The following is a 25,939-nucleotide window of genomic DNA, read 5'->3' on the forward strand; positions in this document are numbered from 1 at the left end:
CAATGGCTACCCTTCACGAGACCGCCTACCCGCGACTGAAGCCTGATCCCACCGCCAAGGAACTGGAGGAGATCTATACCCCCACCGCCGCTGAGATTGCATTCGCCAAGCAGCTGACCACCCAGCCGGGACCGCAGCTGGCGGTACTGATTCATCTCAAGCTCTTCCAGCGCCTGGGTTACTTCACGGTGTTAGCCGAAGTGCCCGAGCGGATCCGGAAGCACATCGCCAAGGCCGCCCGACTCGGGCGCGTATTGGACACCGACCAGCTCGAACGTTACGACGCTTCCGGTAGCCAGCGCCGCCATATGCCGCAGCTTCGGCAGTTCATCGGGGTACATCCCCTGGACAAATCAGGCTTGGCCTGGCTGGACACGGTGGCCACCGGAGCAGCCCAGACCAAGCACACCATCCCGGACATCGTGAACGTCCTGCTCGAAGAGCTGGTGCACCACCGCTACGAACTGCCAGGCTTCCGCACCCTGGAGCTGGCCGCCATCGGCGCACGTGAGCGGGTCAATCTGGGCTACTACCGCAGCATCAGTCACGCGCTGACGCCTGCCACGCGCACGCTCATTGACGAATTGCTGCGCGCACCGGAAGGCTCCAGATTTACTGGCTGGCAATCGCTCAAGCGCGAGCCTGGCCGACCGACCAACAAGGAGGTCCGGTTCTATCTGCAGCACATCCGCATGCTGCAGCAGTTGGCCGAGCAGCTGCCTCCCATCGATGTGCCGGTGCCCAAGCTCAAGCAATTCCGTGCAATGGCTCGCGCCTATGACGCCAGCGAGTTAGCCGAACTGGCTCCGGACAAGCGCTATGCGTTGGCCACCATCTTCATTCGCGCCCAGCATGCCAAGACGCTGGATGACGCAGCCGAGCTGTTCATCAAGCAGGTGCGCGGGCTGGAGAACACGGCCCAGCAAAAGCTGCTGGCCTACCAGCTCGAACATGCCAAGCGGGCCGACTTCCTGATCGGCCAGCTCAAGGAAATCCTGCAGGCCTATCAGCTCGACGGCAGCGATAGTCAGCGCGTGGATGCCATCGATAACAGTCTGGAAGCGGAAGTGTCGACCTTGTTGGCCGAATGCGAAGAACATATGGCATACGCAGGAAAGAACTATCTGCCTTTCATGCTGCAACCCTACGGCGCGGTCAGGCCGCTGCTGTTCAATGGGCTGGAGCTGATGAACTTGCGGGCAACCAGCCACGATGCCGGCATGGAGCCGTTGATTGCAGCGGTGCTGTCGCTGCGCAACCAACGCCGTGAGCTGATCGAGGTCGCATCCCTCGGCCTGGACCCGGAAAAGGACTTCGATTGGATGTCCAAGCTCTGGCGTCAGCACGTGTTTGGCAAGCGGGCCAGCGCGGCAGGCGCCGGCTGGATGCACCGTAAGTACTTCGAGCTGGCCGTGCTGGTGCAGGTCAAGGACGAACTGAAGTCGGGAGATCTCTTCATCCCGAGCAGCGAACGATTTGACGACTACCGCGAGCAGCTGGTCGATGAAGCCACCTTGGCCCAGGAACTGGAAGCCTATGGCCAGGTGTCAGGCTTGCCCACCGACGCTGCGACTTTCGTGGCCGGGTTGCGCGCACAACTGACCGACTTGGCCGACGAAGTTGACGAGCGTTTCCCCGAGAATGTTCATGCGGACATTCTGGAAGGACGCCTGGTACTGCGGAAGGGGCAACGCGCCGAGGTCTCAAGCGCCATTGCCACCGTGGACCGCCTCATCGCCGAACGGCTCCCGGAGTCCAGCATCGTCGATGTCCTGATCGACGCCAGCCAATGGCTGGATCTGCACCGATTCTTCCGTCCGATCGCCGGCACCGAGAGCCAGGTTGAAGATCTCCCTCGACGGGTGATCACCACGCTGTTTTGCTATGGCTGCAACTTGGGTCCGACGCAGACGGCGCGGTCGATCAAGGGCTTCAGCCGTCGCCAGGTCGCTTGGCTCAACCTCAAATACGTGACCGAAGATGTCCTTGAGAAGGCCATCGTGGAGGTCATCAATACCTACAACAAATTTGACCTGCCGGGCTATTGGGGCAGCGGCAAGAGCGCGTCAGCAGATGGCACCAAGTGGAGCGTGTACGAGGACAACCTGCTGTCGGAGTACCACATCCGCTACGGCGGCTACGGCGGCATCGGCTACTACCATGTGTCCGACAAATACGTGGCGCTGTTCAGCCACTTCATTCCCTGTGGCGTGCACGAGGGCATCTACATCCTCGATGGCCTGCTGGCCAACACGTCCGACATCCAGCCCGAGATCGTCCATGGCGACACGCAGGCCCAAAGCTATCCGGTCTTCGGTTTGGCCCACATGCTGGGCATCCAGCTGATGCCCAGGATACGAAACATCAAGGATCTGACATTCTTCCGGCCCGAACCTGGTAGGACCTATAAGAACATCCAGGCACTGTTCGGAGACAGCATCGACTGGCAACTGATCGCGACCCATCTCCACGACATGCTGCGGGTGGTGATCTCAATCCGATTGGGGAAGATCACCGCGTCCTCGATCCTGCGCCGGCTGGGCACCTACAGCCGGAAGAACAAGCTGTACTTCGCCTTCCGGGAAGTTGGCAAGGCCGTCCGAACGCTGTTCTTGCTGCGCTACATCGACGACAACGAGATTCGGAAAACGATCCATGCTGCGACCAACAAGAGCGAGGAGTACAACGGCTTCGTAAAATGGGTGTTCTTTGGCAGCCAGGGGATCATTGCTGAGAACGTCCAACACGAGCAGCGCAAGATCATCAAGTACAGCCAGCTGGTCGCCAACATGATCATCCTCCACAACGTAGAAGGCATGAGCCGGACCTTGGCTGAGATGCGGAAGGAGGGGATTGAACTGACCCCCGAGATCCTGGCCGGCCTGTCGCCGTATCGGACCAGCCACATCAATCGCTTCGGCGACTACCATCTCGACCTTGATAGGGAAGTGGCGCCGCTGAGCTATACAGCGAAAGTCCTTGAACAGGCCCCATAGACGGGGAGATCCGCTATCGGGATAAGGCAATTATCATTTCGTTTCAATTGCTTAGGCAGCTTTTGGCCCTGTACGTAACGATTCCCTGCCGACCCTCAAAAACCGGCCCACGGGCCGGTCAACTTCCTGTTCTTCATTGTTGCTCCTGGTCAGACGCGCAGCGGGGAAGCTGCGGTGTGCAGGATTCGGCAATGTCTGTGCCGCCTCACCTCTAACATAATATACATTATGCGAAAAGCTGTATCGAGCGGCCGCAGCTGTTGTTTTCAGAAGAAGATGTCCATCCTCGCAATAGTTAAATGTCCATACGCTTGCGTACTCATCTGCAGCCAGGCAGTCATTGCTTCGACCGCTTGCGTTTCGGCCTCACACCAGCAGCGATGCGAACTCCGTTGGATCGCTTGAGCGCCACTTCCAGTTGAGCTGGCAAATCTCGAAGCCCTGAAAGTTGCCCCTCAAGCGCGTCACATCTGCCGCGCAGGATGTCGGCAGACTGACTGGCCGTGGCGGCCGCCGATTGGGCGGCCTGGATGTCCTGACGCAGCTGCTTCTCAAGGGCCCTGTGTTGTTCGGATGCCTTGCTTTGCTGCACCTGGAGATCCTTCAGCTCTTGGCGGGCTCGATCAACATCGCTGAGCGCTCGATTCTCGACAGATCTGACGTACTCGGTCCAGCCCTCCCGCTCAGATTTCGCCGTCTCTAAGGCCTCGTTAAGGCGGGCATCGAGTTCCTGTCTCGCTGTCTCGGTTCGGTCGGCTCTTCGGCGCTCGAGGTCGCGCTGCTCTGCAAGTTCAGAGATCTGTAGCTGAAGCTGGTCGACCAGGTGCTGTAGCTCTGAAGCTTGGGTCGCTGCAATTCTCTCCTCGGTGATAGCAAGGTCACGCTCTGCACTCATTCGCGCCAGCTCTTCAGTCACAAGTCGGGAACTGGCCTCCAGCGCTTCACGCTCGGCAGCCAGATCCTGCTCGGACGATGCAAGCTCTCGGCGGGCGGCCTCCTGGGCATGCTTCAGCGCCAGCTCCCACCATTGCCCGGCAAGTTCTGCCAACACCGCTGGCGCATCTTCCAGATCCGGGCGCGCTGACTGCAGACGCGTGCCAAGTCGTTTCCACCATGTCTCCAGCCAGCGGGTCACCGTGTTCGGCGAGCCTGTCCCCAAGTGAGCACGGATCCGTTCGACAGTGGGGCGCTCGCCCTTGGCCACCAGCTCGTCGGCGGCGGTATGGACGTCAGATTCGGTGATGCCGCGGGCCATTGGAAGTCTCCTGTACTGGTGCCCTACTCTGCTGGTAACGTACTGTCGATAAGTGATGATTATCACTAGTACGCCCCTTATTTCATAACGTACATTACATAGTATGAAACGAAATAGCACATTGCCTGCCGTGGCAGCGACGGCCGCAAACCTGGTACTCCCCGAGCAGCTGGCCCAACAGGCCGCGGAAGCGGTACGCGAACTACTCGCCGAAGCCGCAGCGGCGAACACGACCCGCAGCTACGCCACGGCGCTGCGCTACTGGGCCGGCTGGCATCAAGCCCGCTACGGCATCGAACTGGCGTTGCCCGCGAGCGAGGCCGTGGTGATCCAGTTCCTGGTCGACCACATCCAGCGCAAAGGCAAGACCGGCCTAGTCAGCGAACTGCCGCCGACGATTGACCAGGCGTTGGTGGCCGCCGGCCTCAAGGCCAAGGTCGGGCCGTTGAAGCTGTCGACCGTGGTCCAGCGCGTGGCCGTACTGTCTACGGCCCACAAACTCAAGCGGCTGACTAATCCGTGCGAGCTGCCCAGTATCAGGACGCTGTTGAGCCGTGCCCGCCGAGCGTCAGTCAAACGCGGTGAGCAGCCGACCAAGAAGACCGCCATCACGCGCCCCGAGCTCGAGGCCATGCTGGCGACTTGTGATGGCACTTTGGAAGGACTGCGTGACCGTGCCCTACTCTGCTTTGGCTTTGCCAGTGGTGGACGCCGCCGTAGCGAGATCGCCGCGGCGGACATGCGTGACCTGCGCAAGGTCGGCGACGACGGTTACATCTACCGGCTGGAGTATTCCAAGACCCAGCAGGCCGGGGTCAAGGTGGATTCGACGCCGGACAAGCCAATCTTGGGGCGGAGTGCTGAGGCCTTGGCGGCTTGGCTCGACGCCGCAGAAATTCAGGATGGGGCGATCTTCCGGCGGATCTGGAAGAATCGTTTGGGTCCTGCCCTACTCCCTGGCTCGGTGGCCACCATCGTGAAGCGGCGGAGTGCGTTGGCTGGGTTGGTGGGGGATTTTGGGGCGCATAGTCTGCGGTCGGGGTTTGTCACCGAGGCTGGCAAGCAAGGCGTGCCCTTGCCGGCAGTTATGGCAATGACCGAACATCGCTCGGTGGCCAGCGTCATTGGATATTTCCAAGCAGGTGCAGCGGAGGACAATCCCGCGGCCCGATTGCTGAAGTAATCCGATTTACATGTGACGATCCACCTAAGAACCTAGTTCTGCTTCACTCGGGAACCGCTGAGGTCAAACCTCGGATCTTTGCATGTTGATATCGGTAAACAGACCCCTCTAGATGGCCTGTTGGTGCTGCGCAATCCCCAGCGGCACAAGCAGTGGATCTACGGTGCCAGCCAGGATGAGCACTAGGGCAACGCCGTACCTTTGCTCCAGGGACTAGGGGCAGGAAGACTGAGGACGAACTGCAGCGTGCCGGAGCACTTTGTGGCCGCGGCGCTAACTACTAGAGCGCCGCACCAGATCTCGCCGCAGACCAGAGTCTATCGAGACTGCCTCCCGGCCTTTCGCGAACAAAAAACCGAGAGCGAGCTCACGCCCAGAAATTCTGGATTATGCTTGCGTTGGCTTTTGGCACCCATGTCGGGGATGGACGGCACGCATCTCCAGGCGGGGCACACATACCACTTGAAGCGTTAAATGGGGTGCAGGATGTACCTGAAGAAACTGGCTGTCCGAAATTTTAGACGGCTCAAGAACGTTGTCATTGACCTCGCCTCAGATATCTCAATCTTCGTAGGCTCCAACAACAGCGGAAAGACATCCGTTGGCCACGCACTGGAACTGTTCGGCGGCCGCGGCCGCTTCAACATCCACGACTTCAGCTCCGATCTTTGGGCACAGATCAATGCGTATGGCCAAAGCGATGGTCTAGCTACAGACCAGTTGCCCTCGATCGAGCTAGACATCTGGTTTCACATCGGAGCAGACGATATCCATCGCGTCGTAGATTTGCTTCCCAGCCTTTCCTGGCAAGGCAGCTTGGTTGGTATGCGCATTGCTTATGCGCCAGTCAATCCGACAGCGACACATACACGCTACGCGGAAGTACGACAACGCGCCCTGGATGCGGCACCAAAGGACAAGGAGGGCGCGCCAACATATGACCCTTCTCCTCGTGACCTTAGGGAGTTCCTTCGTGACCGGCTTCATGATGAATATGAGTTCCAGTACTTCGTCCTGGATCCCGCGAAGTTCGATGACAGCATGGTCGCTGCTGAAGGCTATGCACCGTCCCCTCTGACCGGGAAATCGCGCAGCGGACGGGACATTCTTAAGAGTCTCCTCCAAGTCGATTTCCTCAATGCCCAACGGCATCTTTCCGATGGCCAAGGTGGCTCGCGGTCGGAGGAGCTCTCCCGTGTACTTAGCCGCTTCTATGAGCGAAATCTAGAACAAAAGGGCGACGACATTGAGGCGCTGAGCGCACTGGCAGCTTCCGAGGTGTCGCTCAACAAGCACCTTGAACGCGTGTTTGAGCCGACGTTGAAGAACCTTTCCAAACTCGGCTATCCCGGCCTTACCAACCCAAGAATGATGATTCGCTCTGCGCTCGATCCAGCGCAGATCATGAGCGGCCGTGACGGTGCAGCTGTGCATTACGCTCTCGGCGCCGATGACGGAAATCCAAATCCACCCACGCTACCGGACAGGTACAACGGGCTTGGCTTCAAGAATCTGATCTTCATGGTTGTGGAACTACTCGACCTCCATGCCCAGTGGTTGGCAGTCGAGGAGGATCGCCCGCCGGTGCATCTGGTCTTCATTGAAGAGCCGGAGGCGCACCTTCACGCGCAGCTACAGCAGGTCTTTATCCGAAAGGTCATAGACATCCTTGCGCTGAGCGATGAACACAAGAAGCATCACACTAGTCAGATTGTCGTTACCACCCATTCCACTCATATCCTCTACGAACGAGGGTTCCAGCCAATCCGCTACTTCCGCCGAAAGCGGGAGCAAAACACAGCAACGTCTGAAATTCTCAACCTTTCTGTGTTCTACAACATCGCCGAAGAAGCCGATCGCAACTTCCTCGAGCGCTACCTTAAGCTCGCTCACTGTGACCTGTTCTTCGCAGACGGTGCGATACTTGTGGAAGGCAATGTAGAAAGACTGCTGTTGCCACAGATGATCGCCAAGGCAGCACCGAGGCTACAGTCCACATATCTCACCGTACTGGAGATCGGCGGAGCCTTTGGCCATCGATTCAAATCTCTGATCGACTTCCTCGGCCTAACTACTCTCATAATCACGGATCTGGATAGCGTGGTTGGGCCCGCAGCACCTGCGCCCGAACAAGCTGTCGCGGCTGCACCGCAAGAACCGGGCGCTGATGGTACAGACGCAAACTGTGAGGATGAGGACGACGAGGAGGACACCGCAGAAGCAGCGGGCAAGCCCGGGAAGGCATGCATAGCCAGTCATGCCGGCGCCGCAACATCCAATCAAACCCTAATTCAGTGGCTTCCCAAAGTTGGGACAGTGGCGGCACTTTGGGAAGCCACGCCCGAACAGAAGACTCAGCCAAGGGTGCTGGACGGTGACGCCCTGGTGCGGGTGGCCTACCAGTGCCAAACAGAAGTGACGTGGAGCGGGGAAACCCAGAAGCTGGCGGGCCGCACTTTGGAGGAGGCATTCGCGCTCGAGAATCTCCAATGGTCTCAGAACAAAGATCGCAAGCTGCTCCGCCTTGCCATTGCAAAGGCCAATGAGAAGAGTCTGGGCACGCTCGCCGACCGCATTCACAAGCGTGTTCAAAGCAAGAGCTTCAACAAAACCGACTTTGCACTTGGCCTTCTAGCAGAGGATCCGGACAAATGGGTAGTGCCGGCCTACATCGCCGATGGACTAACCTGGCTCGAGAAGGAAATCTCTCCCCCCGAGCCTGAAGAACCTCAACCAAATGGCAATGCACCCCAGCCTGCCGGCGCCCCTGTCGAAGAGGCTGAACAGGAATGACTAGCCGCATCGGAAGCCCCGACACGCCTGCCGACCTGGAACTTCGAGGGTGCCTTGATCAAGAGCCACCTCGCTCATTCGTAATGGTCGCCGGCGCGGGTTCCGGCAAAACCACCTCGCTCATCAAAGCGCTTGCTCATCTAGGCGAGACACGCGGGCCTGCCCTGCGTCGTGCTGGCAAGAAGATTGCTTGCATTACCTACACCGAAGTGGCCGTTGGTGAGATATCGGAAGATGTGGGCGTCTCCTCTCTTTTTCACATCTCCACCATTCATAGCTTCCTTTGGTCGATAGTCAGGCCATTCCAATCGGATATCGCCGTATGGGTTCAGGGTCGTATTAGGGAGAAAATTGGCGAGCGCCGCGAACACTTCGAGAAGCCAAGGACTCAGAAGAAAACCAAAGATCGCCTTGAGCTGGAAATGGCCGACCTTGAGGCTGAACTTGCAGAAGTGCAAAAAGTTGACAAATTCGATTACGGAACCGGGAGTAGCTACGGCGAGGGGATCCTCGGTCATGACGATATATTGAAGCTCGCACCGGCCTGCATCGCTCTATACCCGCTACTGAGACAAGTCGTTGCGACACATTTCCCCTACATCTTCGTTGATGAGAGTCAGGACACCAATCCCGACGTAGTCAAGGCGCTACGGACGATAGCCGCGGAGCATCCGAAGCTGTGCGTTGGCTTCTTCGGAGATCCAATGCAACGGATCTATATGAGCGGGGCTGGCCCGATAGAACTCGGTGAAGACTGGGTGCCGATTACCAAGCCTGAGAACTTCAGGTGTCCTACATCTGTGCTGAACGTCATCAATGCCATCCGGCTCGAAGGGGACGGACTCAGACAGACTCGCGGCAGGACTAGAATTTTCGATGGTCAGGAACAACCTGTTTCTGGGACCTTTAATCTCTTCGTCCTCCCCTCCGACGGAGATCGTACTGCGCGCTTGGCCGCCGTGCGGCAGTGGATGTCAGAGCATACCAACGACGCTCAGTGGCTAAGCGATGTTCGCGAGAGTGACGTGCGCCTGCTTGTCTTGGTTCATCGAATGGCAGCGAGCCGCCTTGGCTTCCCCGCCCTCTACGCCGCGCTCAATGACCGCGCACCGATGAGTCTGAGCGAGGGTCTGAGCGATGGAACAGCTTGGCCGCTAAGGCCCTTCGTCCAGCACATTCTTCCGCTCGTCGTGGCGGAACTGGCGGGCGAGAGCTTCAATGTCATTTCCATACTACGCAGCGTTAGTCCGAAGCTCGAAGCTGACAGGCTAAGTGGCCAGGATGCTGCGGCGGCTCTCGGCGACCTACAGGAAGCGCTGAGAGTACTTGTGGAGCTTCTCGCTGAAGGCTCCCAGGCAACCATATCTGATGTGCTGAGGCATGTGCGCGACACTGAATTGCTCCGACTCGATGACCGATTCGGAGTTCATCTTGCCGACGAACCTCAGAACGACGACAGCAGTGGATACCAGAACATTCAAGCTTTCATCGCTTGTAGTGTCCAGGACCTATGGGCCTATCGACGTTACTTTGCCGAGGAGTCCCCCTTCGCAACCCATCACGGCGTAAAGGGCGCTCAGTTCGAGCGAGTGCTAGTTGTGATCGATGATGAAGAGGCAAACTACCGGCAGTACTCTTACGGTAAATACTTTGGCTACACAGAAACATCGAAGAGCGACGAAGAGCATATCGCAGCAGGAGAAGAGTCTGTCCTTGACCGAACCCGCAGGCTCTTCTACGTCTGCTGCTCGCGCGCCACGAAGGACTTGGCGGTGGTGATCTTCGCTCCCGATGTTGAGGCGGCTAAAGAAGCGATCGAGAAAAGGAAGCTTTTCCCTCAGGAAGCGATTCGAGGAATAGCGGATCTGGGATAGCCGAGCCTTTCCAACGGTGATTTTGACACCACACGTAAAGCGCAATAGAAGTTAATGCTTGGTTAAATTTCGATGCTCAGATACGTCCACTGGACACTTGGAAGCCCCCCCCTACCCTCGATAAATCTTCCTAATCAGCTCGCCGACGTCCGCCAAGGCGAGAGGTAGACATCGGCCAGTGCGCGTATCGGACGGATCCGCAACGGAGCGCGACAATGGCTGTATTACTAAGCGGAGATATGATTACCCGCCGCGTTATGTGACCGTACTTGCGGCCGATTTCCCTACGTCCGGTCCAAAGCGTGGGGCGGCTTCGCCCTAAGTAGTGCGATCCTAATACTGTCAAAAGAGACCTAACCCAGCCTTGGTCATCAGGTAGCTCCGTTATGAGTTGGGCCAGATATTCCAGTCTGCCTGTACACACCCATATGCGCGCAAATAAAATTCTTCCAATGCGCACATAAGCGGCCCGGTGCTGAACATAGGCCGTCGTTGACACATATCATCACTTCAAAACAGGCCCCTCTCATGTTGAAACCGCCCGCATTAGTCGATGCAGACATCCATCTTCTGGCCATTCGCAAAGCGTTGGCAAACAGGAGCGCAGCAGTGATGGTAGGCGCTGGGTTTAGCAAGAACGCAGAAGGTGGCGAGAACCTCGCAACATGGCGGCAGCTCGGCGAGGCCTTGGCCGCGGACCTGGAGCCCGGCCGGCAGCCCAGCGACTTCAGTCCTGGAAATGTTGCACAGCTTGCGGAGCAGTACGCAAAAGTATTCTCACCGGCCCATCTGGAAATGCTCATCAAACGATGCGTTCCGGACGATCAGGTGTCCCCGGGGAGGCTGCATACACAACTGCTGGAGCTGCCTTGGTCTGAGATTTTCACCACTAACTACGACACGCTGCTGGAGCGTACCGCCGAGCGGATGTTCGAGGTCGGCTATTTCACCATCTGCGCGCGCGAGGACATCCCTCAATCGAAGCTCCTGGGCCGACGTCGAATCGTCAAGTTGCATGGCTCCTTTCCTTCCCACCGTCCCTTCATACTTACCGAAGAGGAGTACCGCACCTATCCCGAACGCTTCGCGCCCTTCGTCAACATGGTCAGGCAGTCACTGCTGGAGAACGTGTTCTGCCTGATCGGGTTTTCGGGTGACGATCCCAACTTCCTGCATTGGCTGGGGTGGGTGCGCGACATGCTCGACAAGCACGCACTTCCGGTCTACCTCTTTCTAGCTCAGGAGCCGACCTTAGGCGAACGAAAGCTGTACGAGGCGCGAGGTGTAGTGCCCGTCGTACTTCCGACCTCCAGCGAATTGCCACCAGGCGACTACAAGGCTCGATACAAAGCTCTTTTCAGTGAGCTGGCCAAACCCCTTGAGAACTCTCCACTGGACTGGGAGCTCAGCGCCGAGCTGCCCCACATCGCCCATGAGGGAGATATACAGGCTCAATTCTTGGTCTTCATGCAGGTTGTTGCTCAGATTTCCGGATGCAGAGAAGACTATCCGGGTTGGATCGTAGCGCCCCGGAAGGTAAGGTCTCGATTCAGGCAAGCGGCCGAATGGCTCGAACGGACTCTGTGCAATAGTGTGCTGTTGTCTCATCTGAGCACTTGCCCTCCCAGCCTGATCCTGCTCGTCATCGACTGCTACTGCTGGACCCAGCGAGTTGTCTTGGGGCCGATCATCGATGACATTGCAGAGGTCGGTCGAATAGCGCTACTGGCGGCTCAGCCAGCAGAGGCACCTCAGCACGGCGCTGAGATGATTAAACTGATTGATTCCATTCAGGCGTCGGAAGCCAATAGCCCGCAGCGCGTCCGCGTTCGTGTGGCCATGGCGCTTCTTACGTGGGCTCGACAGTCTCACCATACATCCCAGTACATTGAGATAAAGCGCTCACTCGAAGTCATGCAGAAGGAGGACGCGCGCGTTCTCGATCACCTGATCTACGAGCAGATATTGAACTCATTGCAACATGCTGACCTGCCTTCCGCGCTGGTCCAGACCCGTAGCTGGCGCCCGACCAGTGCTAACGCATACGCGCACGTTCTTCGGGGCGCCCTGCTCGCGGAGCTGGGGGACACTACGACTGCTCTTGCCACGCTAGGGCACGGCATTCAGATTCTCCGACGCCAGCAGCGTTCTCGCCCGAATGATCCAGAGTTGATCTCCCAGGAGGCTTGGGCTTGCTTGGTGGCCAGCCACCTGCATGATGCTGCGGGCCTCCTCCTTAGAACCAGAAGGGGGGGGGCTGGAGACGATCCCAACCTTAAGGACGACTCGGATGGAAAAGAAAGCTTCATCGACAAGGAAAACCTTAATGAGCGTCTGAGCGTGCTTATGACGCGTGGCTACTCTGCCGAGGACGAGCTCACGTACTTCCTGTCCAGACTCAATGCGGAAGCAGCGCCGCCCGCACCGTCACAAAGATCCTTTGTCGGATTCGACATAGGAACATCGACATCGCAACAGTCATTAGGTGTGCCCTACGACTTGACACAGAAGATTTCAGCTAGCTTTGCCTGGCTGGAGCTCCTGGAGCGCGTGGGTATTCCCCATCGGACCAGTGGCGCCTTGTTCTACTCTGACGAGATGCTTCAAGCAGCCTGGTGGGCTCGATTTCATGACACGCCAGAGAGATCAACGGGGCTACTGTTGCGCGCGCAGCGCAAGAATGCACTCAAGCCTCGCGATCGCCATGGTCGACAACACCTCACCGGATGGCTGGACCGGTACGAGATGGCGACACTACAAGAGAGCACTGCCACTGAACTTGCACAGGCAATGCTGGACCATCTCAAGAGAGACCTACGGGACGGACAGTCGGGCCTTTATCCAAGAGATCGCGGTGAATTCCTTCTTGAGGCATTCGCACGGTTCGCGGTTCGCGTTCAAAAAACAGAGAAAATTTTGGCATGGGCCAGGGACCTTTTCGATCTGCATCGCAGCGCCGCCTTCCAAGCCTACAGCGAGCTTTGGGGCTTGGCGTCCAAGGCTATCACTCGCCTAATAGAGGCTTTGCCAGATGACATGCATGCACCATTATTGATTGAAGTGTTCCGGCTTCCCCTGGTGCCTGCGTCAGCCGATTTTGGAAACAGAGACCTTCATGAGATCGAGCGCTGGGTAGACGTTAGGGCGATTTCCAGCGCCTGCAGAGTTGATATTCGCAGGCATCATGAAATCCAGAGGGAGGGTATTGTCGAGGAACTGATCGCCAAGCTGCGCACGGAACCAGCGTCAATGCATGTAGCCCGAGTGTGGGCGCGTCTATCTGCTTTGGATCGCTTAAAATTACTGACGCCAGAACACCGGGAGAACGTGGGAGCTATCCTCTGGACCGCAATCGCCGATGGTGGCTGGCCCGCTATGCCAGGGCATTACCCTCATGGCACGCTGTACTGGCCGTCACCGGTTCCCAACCCAGTTTCGTTGTTTCTTGAGCGGCTCCTCACGCGCCCGCTTGCCCCCTTCGAATCTGGCAGCAGGCGGTACAGCCTCGCGAGTTCCGAACGCTCTTACAGTTTAGACGGCGCAATAGGCACGGTCGGGCAGATCCATGCGGCCATCATCTTTGCTACCCCATCTCTTTCCCATATTTCCAAGACATTCCAGAGAATCGACGAATGGCTGGACGCGGAGCAGGCTAACCTGCTCCAGGACATCAAGAGCGACGAGATTCGCTATGCCCTGGAAGACGTGTGTAGTTTCGCGGACATGATTATCTCCCGTTGCCTCGATACGCTTGAAGCAAGCAAGCCATCAAAGACCACCCAGTCGTTGATGGCGCGCGCGCATGCCATCTCTCTCAAGTTGGAGCGTTTCCCTATTCCCCATGTTCGAATCGCAGCGCGGCTTATCAACTTTGACGCTACATCAGGGATCAAGCTCCTGCAGGATGCGAAGGCCGTTGCCCATCGCGTCGCAACTGGAACTCCGCAAAATTCGGGGAACGCGTTCCAAGCAAGCTATGATCTGCTATCGCTTAAAGACAGTCGTCTTAAAGAAGCAGGTCAGATGATCTTTGATGCGCTGGTGGCAGGCATCCTCATGCAACGTGTCATTTCGCTACACCAAACGCTAAATCTACTTTCATCTCTGCCCAAGCATGCATGGCGCCGTTACGCCAACAGGCGCACGCTGAACCTGATCGACATTGCCCTCACTGAGCTCCAAGGAGCCCTGAGCTACGCGCGCGTTGCGCGCAATGACTCAATACCACGCGAAGCCATTCCACAGATTAGGTACTACGCAGTACGACTTGCCTACATCATGGTCGAGGTCAACAAGTTGGACGCGCCCGGCGCACGCGGTTGGCTGGAAGAGGCCAAGAACGATCCGCTACCGGAAATTCGGCTCGGGCGTTTCAGGTTCGATACGAACTAGGTGGGCTTTCGCGCGCAGCCGCCGAGGTGTGAAGTGTTGTAGGTAGGCGGTGCCGCCTGCAGCACTGCTATCGCTTTGGAGTCCCTACCCCTACGGCTTGACCTCAGCAACCGCAGCGATCAGCGGGTGGCACTTTAAAAAGATCACAGGGCGCTCACCGTCAACTTGTGTGACGCGAGCGCATCAGGGCACGACCCCAATTCCGCGCAACGTGCGTTCCGTTCAGATACTACACTTCTCCCGGATCTGAACAAGTTAGGTGAACCATTCTCTACGCGAGCGTCCGCATTGAGCGCCACTACAGTGATGATCGACCTTGACGCGCTTGGCGCAGACTTCATCAAGACTGGAGTTTGCAGGTTAAGACATCTTTGATGCGCGCCCAATCATGAGGTGCCCCTTCACTGATTTTTGCTACCTGAAGTCCGCCTTGCCGCCAAAAAGCAGGCTAGATTGTATTAACGAGAGTCAGCATACATTCGAAGGTGGAACTGTCGTACCCCTGATAAACATCCCTTATCACCGAAAGCCCCATCGCCAAAGAAGCGCAGATAGCGGGCGAAACCAAAATTACGTGACGCGTCACGCAACAAACTCACTTGCTCCGCTGCTTTGGCGACGTCGATCTTCGCGATGTACTGCGCTTCCCAACGCTGCGGAAGAGCCCGCTCCCGAATACGTCGTTCCAATCCTTCATTGGCTGAGGAACTAGCCACGGCTGCATTCTCTGGATCTTGAGGAAATTCTGGTGCGCCCCACCGAGGTCGAAACCGTGGTTCAGTGCCTTGATGGCAGCTCCGCCCAGCAACAATCCCGCGAGTGCCATCAGAACAATCAGATAGCCTGAAGTCGTGCTAAAGCCTCGGATGCTCGCAAGCAGCAGCGTCAGCGAAGACATCGCCAATACGAAATAAAGCCCAAAACCCAAGATCACCGCAAATGCCACGTACAGAGGATTCGCATGCCGCTTGTTCCTCCAGTGCAGAAGGCCATCATCCAGGCGATAAAGCCGCGCCGAATAGCTCAAGGTCCACAAGGTATCGGCTGCTTGCGATTTCGAAGCGACGTTGACCACAAGATTGGCCGGCAGGAACGCGCGGCAGTAATGCCGAACCAATACCTCGCACCAAAGCGGGTCGCGCTTTGCTCGCTCGAGATCCCAGAGTTGCAGGAACTCCTGCCTGGCTTTGGCACGGTCTGTGTTCAGCGAATAAAGGCCCTTGAGCAGCAAGAACAACAACAAGGACAGGACCACCACGACCTCGCCTGCAGTCCTGTGGCCAAGACCCCCCGCCAGCTTGAGTACAAGCTACTGCACGCGCTCCCCCCCTTCGCCTTCACTGGCTGGACACGGAAGCGATCATAACGGGGTTCTTCGCAGCGGGATCACGGCAGGCTTCTTGCCGCGCAATATCCACCCCGTGCTGCGGGCTCTTGGCGGCGTCCAGCCTACTACCGATGTTGTCGGCTCTCCGGCCGCCCTACCCTGATTCGACCAGATCGGCACCACCCTTGCGTCACGCCAGGCAGCAAGCAGCAGCTACGCAACCCTCACTAATGCGAAGCCTGTCGCCTCGAACCAACTGCCTGCCAGGCGTTACGGTGTAGTGGCGAGGCAGCTCTTCACCCACGGGGCAGCCTCCAAGGCAGCAAGCTCATCCTCGGCCGCGGGAACGGCTTCGTAGTCAGCAAGACATGCATCACCAACGCCCGTCATGTCGCTGAGCTTGCCGGCGCAGAGCTCAAGGGGCCTGTCCATCTGCTGCCAGCCTTCCTCGCAGGGGGTATCGGTTTCGGAGCCCGGCCGACCGCATACCTGGGTGCGTCGCGCTTTGGTTTCGGAAATTGCACGGGCAACCACCGTGCTCGCGTTTTCCTGACCCGTGGCGAAGTAGGTCCAGGTGCCGCAGATACGGTCGCCGTGTTGAATCAAAAGATAGCGACTGCAGGTTTCGGGTGAAGCCGCGCCGTCACAGGACTCCCAGGCACCTGCAAACGGCGGGGGGCTGACGCAGGCAGCGCCTCTTGTCGAGCCAGGTGTGTGGCAACTGCCCTCTCCGTGGCAGCGGTCGCTACCCCGTTACCGCGCTGCGCTGCGTCGGGCACCGAACATGCGGCGACGCCTACCAGGGTCATCCAGCCCAATACGCGCATCTGCAGCATTCGTTGATTGGTTCTGAAGGAAATTACACGTTCATTTGCTACGCCACAACGCGCCTGCAGCGTGCAGCACCCTATGAACGCGCAGATAGAAGTGACGAGAACCCTGATCTATCAGCCCGGCGGCGCCATGGCGAATTCTCACGGCTCCGATCCGGCAGCCGCTGAAGTTCCTCGGATTCAAAGCAGAAGACCGGGCTCGTTCTTCACGCGTGCCGCTGTGACGGAAAGAAATGACCAACCGAACAGTGGCCCTGATCAGGCCCGTCGCACGCCACCCGGCCCGTTGCTAAACACGCGAGACGCGCAGCGCACTTCATCACAGTACGCATCAGCTGTTGCGCGCACGCCACAGAATTGTGACCCAGGCGGCCCGCGTCACTGTTTCATCTGAAAATTTCATGAGATAAACCGCGCAACCGCCAGCAGTACTGTCCATAGGGAGCCGGCAATGCATGACGCAGCGCAGCATCACTGTAAGACGGTGTCCGATCAGAAATGGTCGCTCAGTACGTTCATGGAATTTTACGAACGGGTGCTCGGGCCGCGTTTGTTCAAGCCCTATGGGCAACTGCTGGTGGAGGAAATCCTCAATGACATGGATCCTTCCGCACCACCAAACGCCGTGCTGGAAGTGGCTTGCGGTACCGGCCTGATCACTGCGCACCTATACGAGGATCTGGCCAAGCCACTTGGTCTGCAGCTCGTAGCCACGGATCTTTCAAAAATAGCCGTGGATGTCGCCAAACAGGTGCTCAGCGACGAGCTGCAACGCAATGTCCGCTTCCAGTACGACGTGGACATGGCTGATCTGCCCTTCGCCGACAACAGCTTCGACATCATCGTCTGCGGATTCGGGCTGATGTTTCCGCCGGACAAGGCGCGGGTAGCGCGCGAGTTCAAACGTGTGCTGCGCCCCGGCGGGAAGATTTACGGCACGGTGTTTCACTACAACGAGCTTTTTGACCTGGCGTGGAAGCAATCGCTGCAGCACTTCGGTACACCTTCGGCCATCATGGATGCGGCGCTCAGCCTGGCCGACCCCGCTACCATCACGCGCCCGTTCGCACTGGAAGGTCTCGACAAGGGGGTTGAGGAAGTAGCTGTTTCGCGTCCGCTTACATTCTTCCTGGACGATGCGGACGCGCGGGAGTTCCTGTTCAATGCCTGCATCCTGCTGGAGGAGTTCAACCAGTGCGATACGCGCACACGCGAACGCTATCTGGATTTGATGCTGGAGGCCTTCAACACCCAGGTGCCAGACCGGAACTACCAGGTGGACGCCTGGCTGCTGCGTGGGCAGGTGGATGCTGCCTGCAAACAGGCTATTGTCGCCTGCGCACCGCCGGACTTTTCCCCGGTCGCGGCATTCCGCGCACTCACCGCCGAGGTTGAAAACCTCGATGCCGGCAATGCCAGCACGTCAGCCTCGCCGCAATTGCTGGCTTATCAGGCCGCGAAGCTGGAGTTCCTCCGCGCCAACCGCGAGTTTCCAGAGGCGGCGGTGCAGGCATTGCGCAGGCAGGAGTTCTCCCGCCTCGACCAGCAGCAGGTTACCTACCTCGACCACGTGGGAGGTACCCTGCCCCCGGAAAGCCTGCTTGAGCAGGATCTTCAGGCCCTGAAAGCCAGCATCCTGGGCAATCCGCATAGTGGCTCGCCCAGCTCCGCCGCGGCCTATGCGCAGGCACGCGCAGCTATCTACCGGTTCTTCAACTGCGATCCACATGCATACGAAATCCTCTTCACCGCCAATGCCAGCGCTGCGATCCGTCTGGTCGCAGAGTCGTTCCCTTTCGAGCCAGGGTCACAGGTACTGCTGACCAAGGACAATCACACCTCCGTGCATGGCCTGCGCGAGTACGCCAGAACCAAAGGTGCGTCAGTCAAGTACGTGCCGCTGGACAAGAGCCTGCAGGTCAACGGCGGCTTGCTTTCGCGCTCGCTGGAACAACTGGCCGGGGGTCATCCACATCTGTTTGCTTTCCCTGCGCAGTCCAACGCCACCGGCATACGTCATGACCTTTCAGTGATCGAACAAGCGCAGGCGAACGGTGCCATGGTTCTGTGCGATGCGGCCGCATATGTCCCACAGGCCCGGTTGGATCTCTCCGCGCATCAGCCGGATTTTGTTGCAATCTCGTTCTACAAGATGTTTGGCTACCCCACCGGCGTGGGTTGCCTACTGGCGCGAAGGACATCACTTGCCACGCTTGTACCACCTTCCTTTGCGGGGGGCGCGGTGTGCTATTACTCCGGCCCCTGGTCGCCCACTGATCGCTTGCTGTACCGCGAGGACGGCCAACGCTTCGAGATAGGCACCCCAAACTACGCCTCCTTCCCTGCCATCAGCCACGGGCTTGGTTTTCTAGACCGGCTCGGCGTGGATGAGCTTGCATCACGCTCGGCAACCTTGGCGCATTGGCTGGAAGCACGGCTTTCAGGGCTGCGCCACACAAGCAGAAGCCAAGCCCTGCTGTGTCGCGTTTACGCGCCTACAGGCGTGCCCAAGGGTGCGACGCTGATGCTGAACTTCTTTGACTGCTACGGTGCGGTAATGCCGCATGCCTTGGTCCGTCGCGCGGCGGAGGCCTGTGGTATCAGCGTCCGCAACGGCTGCTTCTGCAACCTTGGTGCCGTGCAACAGGCCACGTACATCACTGCCGGCGCCGAACATTGCGAACTGGACAAGGGCGAAAGGATTCTTGACTGCCGCACCTTCGACGAGAAGATCCTTGGAAAAGGCGATTGTGGTGCGGTCCGTGTCTCGTTTGGGCTTGGCTCCAACTTCGCCGATGCCTATCGGTTCTACCTGTTCGCGCAGTGCCTGCTCGACATCGAGAGCCCCGGGCTGCAGGAAGCGGTATCATCGATGGGCGCGTCCTAGCACCTGGCTGCCTTCACCAGGATCGAGCCGATCCCAGCGCGCCCAGCCCTGCTGCGGCTTTCGACGCTGCAAAGGCAGACCCGGCGGGCGCTACCTGATTACGCTGCAGAGCGCGTCGCATACAGCTCACAGCTGCGACTTCATCGGCAGGATGAACTTCTCCACCAGCTTCTCCCTGAGCGGGCGCCGCTGCCACATGGCGTAGGTGTATTGCACTGTAGGTTTCAGGTCCGCTTCGAACACCGCGCTCATGCGCGCGGCAAACGCCGCGTCGTAGATGTTCAGGCTGGCTTCGTCATTGAGCCGGAAACTGCGCACGTCGAAGTTGGTCGAGCCCACCGACGTCATCAACCGGTCCACGATCAACAGTTTGTTGTGCATCATCGTTGGCTGGTATTCGTAGATCTCGATACCCGCTGCCAGCAGCTCACCCCAGTGCGCCTTGGAGGCCAAGCGTACGGTCTCCGAGTCGATGTGCTTGCCCGGCACGGTGATGCGCACGCGCACCCCGCGCTGGCGCGCGGTGATCAATGCCTTGATGATCAGGTCATCAGGCACGAAGTATGCGGCCTGCAGATCGATGCTGTGCTCCGCTGCCGCGATAGCCATCAGGTACATCAAATGCATGCTCTCGCTGCCGCCCGATGGCGAAGCAACGAACATATGGGCGTCCATCTCCCCTGCCGGTGCAACGGCCGGAAAGTACTCCGGCCCATTGAGGACAACCCCCACCGTCTTGATCCAGTTGTCGTTGAAAGCCGCCTGTATCTGCGCCACCACCGGGCCTTCGATCCTGAAGTGCAGGTCGCGCCAATGCTCTCCGTCCTGGGCATGGCCACTCCATTGGTCGGCAACGCCGACACCCCCGGTGAAACCCAGCTTGCCGTCCACCACCAGCAGCTTGCGGTGCGTTCGGTTGTTCAGCCGGCCAAGGTTGTACCACTTCAGTGGCCGATACTGATGCACCTCCACGCCGGCGTCCTGGATCTGTTGCAGCAGGCTGTTCTCCATCTTCAGGCTGCCCATCCAGTCCACCATCACCTTCACCTTCACCCCGGCCCGGGCGCGCTCGGCCAAGGCATCGGCGAACGCCTGACCGATCGTGCCGGACCAGTAGATATAGGTTTCGAAGGTGATGGTGGACCGCGCCGACCGGATTGCGTCCAGCATCGCCGGGAATATCTCGTCGCCGTTCTCCAGATCGGTTACTTTGTTGCCCGGCACCAGCCCCGGCCCAAGCAGCACGCCCATTTCCCGGCGGAACTGGGGGCTGTCGGTCGCGTAGAGATGCTCGATCTTACGTTCGAGCTTTTTTTCCGAGGTTTTGAAGTTCATTGCCACCACCGCCACCAGCAAGGTGACAATGATGCTCGCCAGGATCGTCCAGGCCATTCGCTTGCGACTCCAGCCGGAGGACATGGGGGTGTTCCCGCAAGGGGCGGAGTAGGAAGCTAACGACCATGGTGGTCGTTGCAATGTGAAAGCAGCCAGCAGCCACTGCTTTCCCAGCCCGCGGGCTTGGTCAATGCAGCGCTATAAAGATGAAGCGGGGAACGCCGATATTCCTCCCTGATGTGGGTCACGGGAGCTGCATCACGGAACGTGGGGGATCGATTCACTACCGTTCATGGGTCTGCGATGACTTAGCGGTCGTCGCACCTTATCGAGGAGCCGGGCCAGCAGCCCAACACAACGCAGGAGCAAGCCAGGGTCGTGAAGAACACCAACCAGCTCCAATCCGAACCTGTACTTCCCTTGTCGCCACCAGGTCGCGGCGTCTCCCCGCTCATCTGGGCGCTCTGCGGTTTATTGTTCGGGCTTGCCTGCACCGTGCTGCTGGGCGTGCGCGAGTGGGGGGACCTGCATCAGCGCGGCAAGGAGGCCGAGCGCAATCTGGCCGATGCCGGCGTATCGCAGCTGCACATGCCGCTGGAGCGGGCAGCCTCCATATTGCGGGCCATGCAGACACTGTTCCTGGCCAACGACGACATGGACCAGGCGCAGTTTGAGCAATACTACGAGCGCCTTCTCAGCACGCGTGAGCCGGGCCCGTATACCTCGCTTGCATTTGCAAGCCGCCATGCAATCGGCGGTTCAGCAAGCCCAACGCTGGCCTATCGCTATGCGATGGTGTCGCCTTATCAGGCCAATACATCCCTGCTGGGTTTTGACATGGTCACCCAGAAGGCCAACCTGGCCGCTTTGCGGAGTGCCCGTGACAGCGATTCGGTGGTGATGTCCGCGCCTTTCGTATTACGCCAGAACGCTCAGCCCGGACAGAGCCCGCTCGGCGTCACCCTGCGCCTGCCGGTGTATTCCAACGGTCCAACACCGACCACCATTGAGCAGCGCCGACTGCGCGAGATCGGCGCATTGGCTGTGGGCATCCGCCTTCAACCCCTGGTGGAAGCGGCACTTTCGCCCTCGGTAATGGACGGCTTTCGTGTACGTATCAGCGACGCTGCGGCCGGCGCTGCTCCGTTTTACGACTCGAACACCGACACGAGCACCGACCACCCCGCCCTCGTGCGGACGCTCGTTTTTGGTGGCCGCCAGTGGCGTGTGGAAATGCTGCCGCGGCCGCAGCCAATGGAGTGGGGAAGTCTGCCATCCATCCTCATCGGCGGCGGCATCATCAGCTTGCTTCTGTCGGCCCTGCTCTGGTCACTGGCCGTCACCCGCCGCAAAGCACTGGCGCTGGGCGCGCAGATGAGCGCGCGCTATCGGGAGAGCGAACGCCGGTTCCGCACGCTCAACGAACTGCTGCCTGCGCTGGTGCTGCTGGCAGATGTCCGCGATTGGCATATCGTCTACGCCAACCAGGCCGCCCGCCTGCGGCTGGGCGATGCCACCGGCCTGCAGTTGTCGGCACTTTTCGCCGACCAGAGGCTGCAGGCCAGCATCCGCGATGCCAGCGACAACCACACCGGCTGGAACCACCTGGAGGCCGAGCTGCTGGCACTGGATGGCAGCAGCTTCTGGGCCAATGCCTCCGTCGCCGAGGTGGATATGGATGGGGTCCCGCATCTATTGATGGTGGCCACCGATATATCCGAGCAGCGCGAACTGACTGACCGGCTGAGCTACCAGGCCGCCCACGACGCGCTCACCGGCCTGTACAACCGACGGGAGTTCGAGCGCCGGGTGGAGGACGCATTGCGCGAACATGGGACCGCCCGCACCTGCGGCTCCTGCGCCATGCTGTACATCGACCTGGACCAGTTCAAACTGATCAACGACGTATCCGGGCATATGGCCGGTGACCAGTTGCTTGAACAGCTTGCGCTGACCATGCAGCAGCAGCTGCGCGGTGGAGATGTGCTGGCGCGCCTGGGCGGTGACGAGTTCGGGCTGCTGACCTTCCATGCAGACGCCGACGGTGCGCTGGAACTCGGCGAGCGCTTGCGCCGTTGCATCGAGGCACTGATGTTCTCCTGGCAGGGCCGCAGCTACAAAGTCACCTGCAGCATCGGCATGGTGCTGATCGATCAACAGGTGCCCACCTTGAAGGATCTGCTGGCGTGGGCCGACACGGCCTGCTACCTGGCCAAGGAGAACGGCCGCAACCGCATCCACGTCTATCGCGAGGATGATGAAACCAGCCAGCGCCAGGGCGAAATGGAATGGGCCAACCGCCTGCGCTGGGCCATGGAGCAGGACCGCCTGCTGCTGGACTACCAGCAGATCATCTCGCTGGATGGCCACGACAGCAGTACCAACATCGAACTGCTGCTACGGCTGCGCGACGAGGACGGTGACATCGTATTGCCGGGTGCTTTCCTGCCCGCGGCCGAGCGCTATGGGCTGATGCCGGCAATTGATCGCTGGGTGATACGCACCGCGCTGTCCAACTTCACCCGTCTGCACCCCACGGTGGCCAGCCTGGGCAGCTGTGCCATCAATCTGTCCGGGGCCAGCATCGAAGATGAAGGCCTGGCCGACTTCATTCTTGCCTGTATCGACCTGCATGGGGTGCCGGCGCAGGCGTTGTGCTTCGAGATCACGGAGACGGTAGCGGTACGCAACCTGCTGAAGGTGGTCGCCGTGGTCGAGCGCTTGCGCCAGGCAGGTTGCAGTATCGCGCTGGACGATTTTGGCGCTGGCATGTCCTCGTTCGGCTACCTGAAAAACCTGCCATTGGACATGATCAAGATCGATCGCAGCTTTATCCGCGACCTGGACGACGACCCCATCAGTCATACCATCATCAGCGCAATTGCCCAGATCGGCCACCAAAGGGGTTTGAAGGTCATCGCCGAGGGCGTGAGCAATGCCCACCTGTGCGACGCCGCCCGCTCACTCGGGGTGGATTATGGCCAGGGTTTTGGCTTGCACCGGCCGGAACGGGTGTTGTTCCAGCGCTAAGGCGCCGGCATGCACGCTTGCGTAGCCATGCGCCGCAGGCAGCGCCATGGCGTAAGGTGTAGGCAGCTGGCAGGCACAAGGTGGATCACCGTGGATGTATCGATTGCAGGGTTTGAAGTATTGCCGCGTGCGTTCTATCGCCGTCACCCTGCCCTGGTTGCCCCCGAGCTTCTCAACAAGCTGCTGGTACGGGCGGATGGTCGCTGCGCCCGCATCGTCGAAGTCGAAGCCTATGCCGGCAGCGAAGATCCGGCAGCGCACTCCTACCGTGGCAAGACCGCGCGCAACGCCACGATGTTCGGCCCGCCTGGCCATCTGTATGTCTACTTCACCTACGGCATGCATTGGGGTAGCAATGCCGTTTGCGGGGAGGTGGGTGAAGGAGTTGGCGTGCTGCTGCGGGCGGCCGAGCCCCTGCACCATCTCGACCTGATGTACGCGGCACGGCCCGCGGCCAAGCGCCCCGCCGACCTGGCCAGTGGACCAGGCAAGCTGTCGCAGGCCTTTGGAATCAACCGCTCCTTCGACGGCGCGGACCTGGTGCGTGGCGACGCTGGCATCCTCATCGCATCCGATGCAACAGCCCCGCCCTCGACGCCCTTGGTCGGCCCGCGGGTCGGGATATCCAAGGCGATGGACTTTCCCTGGCGCTGGTCCGTGCCAGGCAATCCTTGCGTATCACGTGGGGCTGCCAAGAAGTAACCCTGACGGGGCAATGAGGCCCTGGACACCCGTCAATGATCCGGCGCTGCTGCGCTGCCTGCTGAGCATCGCTGCGCCGTGCATGATGTTGATCGTGGTCGGCCGTGATCTGCCCGGCCCGCTACGCCCCATCATGCAAGGGTCGCAGCAGCCGCTGGTCGCCCACCTGCACCGCTTCGCGCTGGCCGGCTTGCAGGCCAGTGGAGCGCACTACCGGGCCGGTAAGGACAGCTGAGCGCACGCGGACCGCAGCAATGCGGCAATCACGCTGTCCGTTGAGTCAGTTACTGCCCAAGCGGGTGAAGCCTTCAATCTCATCCAGCCATAGCAACTGCACGCCTTCACCCGGCACATCAACGGGCACCTGTCCATTCGTGCCCTCCTGTTCATCCGGGCCGCGGAACTGCTGCACCGTCGGCCGCTCGGTCACCGTGCCCTTCAGCACACGTCCGTCTTTCATCCGCAGCTCGACGATCAGCTCCGCATCCAAACCCTGTTGCAACGCCTTGAGCCGTTCAATTTCCGCCTGGGCGGTATGAATCCGCGGTGCGGTCCTGGCCATCTGCACAACCTCTCGCTTGAACCTGTGGAACACGCGGGCATGCTGAACCTGCCCGTGCTAACCGCCGGTTAAAAAACACGACGCAGTTGGCGGCATGTCCTTCACACGGGTAGGCCCGGTCTCCACACCCGGCTAGCGATAAGTGGCGCAGTTTCATCAACGCCTGCAGCCCGCACATCCCCTGCAGGCAATCACAGACACAGGAGCAGCCAACGTGATCAGAGATCGCAAGGATCCCCCCGAAGCACCGCGAGAGCGCAACCCTCCGGAAACAGGCACCCAGCGCCAACAGCGCAAGGCGCATGAAAGTGCGAACCAGGATGAAGCGCTTGAGGAAACCTTCCCGGCCAGTGATCCGGTATCGCCTTTCGTGCCAGCAAAGGCGGCGGATCAGAAAGGATGCCGGCAGGATTTGCGGAGTTCCAATCCAACGGAATTCCTTCCGAACCACTCGACTTGCACCCGAAGCAAAGCGGGCCCCGCCAGGGGCCCGCTACACTCAACCGACGATCAATGACCAGGGTAACTGTGATCCTTTGAACCTGTATCTGAAACCTTCGCAATCAATCTGCTGTGCAAGGTTTCCCTTTTCATCCATCAAGGTATTCACCTCGACCATGCGCTCCATTCCCGGGCCTGACGCGCGCCGACCCGGGACATCCAACACGGTCCGCAAGCTTCTTTGCTCTGTCGAAATGACCTTGACCACCCGCCGCTCCCGGCCCGGTCCTTCCAGATAGAGTTTCATGCTTTTCACAGCCTAGCCTCCT

General features: G+C 59.3%; 15 protein-coding genes. 9 read left to right on the plus strand and 6 right to left on the minus strand.

Annotated elements, in window-relative coordinates:
* The first annotated feature begins 2 nt into the window (after window positions 1-2).
* A complete protein-coding gene (locus B2527_RS19015; RefSeq protein ID WP_017355001.1) occupies window positions 3-2,996 on the plus strand; it encodes a Tn3 family transposase in 2,994 nt (997 codons plus the stop codon).
* A gap of 337 nt (window positions 2,997-3,333) precedes the next feature.
* On the opposite strand, the gene B2527_RS19020 is transcribed toward B2527_RS19015, so the two are convergent.
* The gene (locus B2527_RS19020) at window positions 3,334-4,251 is read right to left on the minus strand and encodes a DNA-binding protein (RefSeq protein ID WP_293717256.1); all 918 of its coding nucleotides are present in this window, start codon (window positions 4,249-4,251) and stop codon (window positions 3,334-3,336) included.
* A 103-nt stretch (window positions 4,252-4,354) separates the two neighbouring features.
* On the opposite strand from B2527_RS19020, the gene B2527_RS19025 reads away from it, so the two are divergent.
* The 4 genes from B2527_RS19025 (at window position 4,355) to B2527_RS19040 (ending at window position 14,493) form a co-directional block, all read left to right on the plus strand.
* Entirely contained in the window at window positions 4,355-5,434 is a 1,080-nt protein-coding gene (locus B2527_RS19025; RefSeq protein ID WP_293717257.1) for a site-specific integrase, read from the plus strand.
* Between the two features lie 486 nt (window positions 5,435-5,920).
* Complete coding sequence (locus B2527_RS19030) at window positions 5,921-8,227, plus strand: ATP-dependent nuclease (RefSeq protein ID WP_293717258.1); 2,307 nt, start codon at window positions 5,921-5,923, stop codon at window positions 8,225-8,227.
* Window positions 8,224-10,101, plus strand: a complete 1,878-nt coding sequence (locus B2527_RS19035; protein ID WP_293717259.1) for a UvrD-helicase domain-containing protein — start codon at window positions 8,224-8,226, stop codon at window positions 10,099-10,101. The genes B2527_RS19030 and B2527_RS19035 overlap by 4 nt, the downstream gene beginning before the upstream one ends.
* 528 nt (window positions 10,102-10,629) lie before the next feature.
* Window positions 10,630-14,493, plus strand: a complete 3,864-nt coding sequence (locus B2527_RS19040; RefSeq protein ID WP_293717260.1) for an SIR2 family NAD-dependent protein deacylase — start codon at window positions 10,630-10,632, stop codon at window positions 14,491-14,493.
* Between the two features lie 595 nt (window positions 14,494-15,088).
* On the opposite strand, the gene B2527_RS19045 is transcribed toward B2527_RS19040, so the two are convergent.
* Both B2527_RS19045 and B2527_RS19050 read right to left on the minus strand, forming a co-directional pair.
* Complete coding sequence (locus tag B2527_RS19045) at window positions 15,089-15,751, minus strand: hypothetical protein (protein ID WP_293717261.1); 663 nt, start codon at window positions 15,749-15,751, stop codon at window positions 15,089-15,091.
* A 339-nt stretch (window positions 15,752-16,090) separates the two neighbouring features.
* On the minus strand, window positions 16,091-16,426 hold the full coding sequence (locus B2527_RS19050) for a hypothetical protein (protein ID WP_293717262.1): 336 nt from the start codon (window positions 16,424-16,426) through the stop codon (window positions 16,091-16,093).
* 678 nt (window positions 16,427-17,104) lie between these two features.
* Between B2527_RS19050 and B2527_RS19055 the strand changes: the two genes are divergently transcribed.
* Window positions 17,105-19,540, plus strand: a complete 2,436-nt coding sequence (locus B2527_RS19055) for an aminotransferase class V-fold PLP-dependent enzyme (protein WP_293717263.1) — start codon at window positions 17,105-17,107, stop codon at window positions 19,538-19,540.
* Window positions 19,541-19,666: 126 nt separating this feature from the next.
* On the opposite strand, the gene cls is transcribed toward B2527_RS19055, so the two are convergent.
* Window positions 19,667-20,932 (minus strand): cardiolipin synthase, encoded by a 1,266-nt coding sequence (gene cls / locus B2527_RS19060; protein WP_293717264.1) that lies wholly within the window; start codon window positions 20,930-20,932, stop codon window positions 19,667-19,669.
* Between the two features lie 321 nt (window positions 20,933-21,253).
* On the opposite strand from cls, the gene B2527_RS19065 reads away from it, so the two are divergent.
* From B2527_RS19065 to B2527_RS19075, 3 genes are all read left to right on the plus strand, one after another.
* Window positions 21,254-23,905, plus strand: coding sequence for a bifunctional diguanylate cyclase/phosphodiesterase (locus B2527_RS19065; RefSeq protein WP_293717265.1), 2,652 nt, complete (start codon window positions 21,254-21,256; stop codon window positions 23,903-23,905).
* Window positions 23,906-23,995: 90 nt separating this feature from the next.
* The gene (locus B2527_RS19070) at window positions 23,996-24,607 is read left to right on the plus strand and encodes a DNA-3-methyladenine glycosylase (protein WP_293717266.1); all 612 of its coding nucleotides are present in this window, start codon (window positions 23,996-23,998) and stop codon (window positions 24,605-24,607) included.
* 13 nt (window positions 24,608-24,620) lie between these two features.
* Window positions 24,621-24,842: a hypothetical protein gene (locus B2527_RS19075; protein ID WP_293717267.1), complete on the plus strand. Its 222-nt coding sequence runs from the start codon at window positions 24,621-24,623 to the stop codon at window positions 24,840-24,842.
* Window positions 24,843-24,887: 45 nt separating this feature from the next.
* Here the strand turns inward: B2527_RS19075 and B2527_RS19080 are convergent, their stop codons facing one another.
* Together B2527_RS19080 and B2527_RS19085 are read right to left on the minus strand one after the other, a co-directional pair.
* Complete coding sequence (locus B2527_RS19080) at window positions 24,888-25,169, minus strand: DUF3247 family protein (RefSeq protein ID WP_293717268.1); 282 nt, start codon at window positions 25,167-25,169, stop codon at window positions 24,888-24,890.
* 499 nt (window positions 25,170-25,668) lie between these two features.
* Entirely contained in the window at window positions 25,669-25,917 is a 249-nt protein-coding gene (locus B2527_RS19085) for a hypothetical protein (RefSeq protein ID WP_293717269.1), read from the minus strand.
* Between the last annotated feature and the right edge of the window lie 22 nt (window positions 25,918-25,939).

Source organism: Stenotrophomonas sp. UBA7606, assembly GCF_002477705.1.
GTDB lineage: Bacteria > Pseudomonadota > Gammaproteobacteria > Xanthomonadales > Xanthomonadaceae > Stenotrophomonas.

Bases quoted from the DNA above. Each gene is read 5' to 3' on its own strand.
- B2527_RS19020 (WP_293717256.1), bottom strand. From the start codon at position 4,251: ATGGCCCGCGGCATCACCGAATCTGACGTCCATACCGCCGCCGACGAG.
- cls (WP_293717264.1), bottom strand. From the start codon at position 20,932: ATGGCCTGGACGATCCTGGCGAGCATCATTGTCACCTTGCTGGTGGCG.
- B2527_RS19025 (WP_293717257.1), top strand. From the start codon at position 4,355: ATGAAACGAAATAGCACATTGCCTGCCGTGGCAGCGACGGCCGCAAAC.
- B2527_RS19080 (WP_293717268.1), bottom strand. From the start codon at position 25,169: ATGGCCAGGACCGCACCGCGGATTCATACCGCCCAGGCGGAAATTGAA.
- B2527_RS19040 (WP_293717260.1), top strand. From the start codon at position 10,630: ATGTTGAAACCGCCCGCATTAGTCGATGCAGACATCCATCTTCTGGCC.
- B2527_RS19085 (WP_293717269.1), bottom strand. From the start codon at position 25,917: ATGAAACTCTATCTGGAAGGACCGGGCCGGGAGCGGCGGGTGGTCAAG.
- B2527_RS19075 (WP_293717267.1), top strand. From the start codon at position 24,621: ATGAGGCCCTGGACACCCGTCAATGATCCGGCGCTGCTGCGCTGCCTG.
- B2527_RS19035 (WP_293717259.1), top strand. From the start codon at position 8,224: ATGACTAGCCGCATCGGAAGCCCCGACACGCCTGCCGACCTGGAACTT.
- B2527_RS19015 (WP_017355001.1), top strand. From the start codon at position 3: ATGGCTACCCTTCACGAGACCGCCTACCCGCGACTGAAGCCTGATCCC.
- B2527_RS19030 (WP_293717258.1), top strand. From the start codon at position 5,921: ATGTACCTGAAGAAACTGGCTGTCCGAAATTTTAGACGGCTCAAGAAC.
- B2527_RS19055 (WP_293717263.1), top strand. From the start codon at position 17,105: ATGCATGACGCAGCGCAGCATCACTGTAAGACGGTGTCCGATCAGAAA.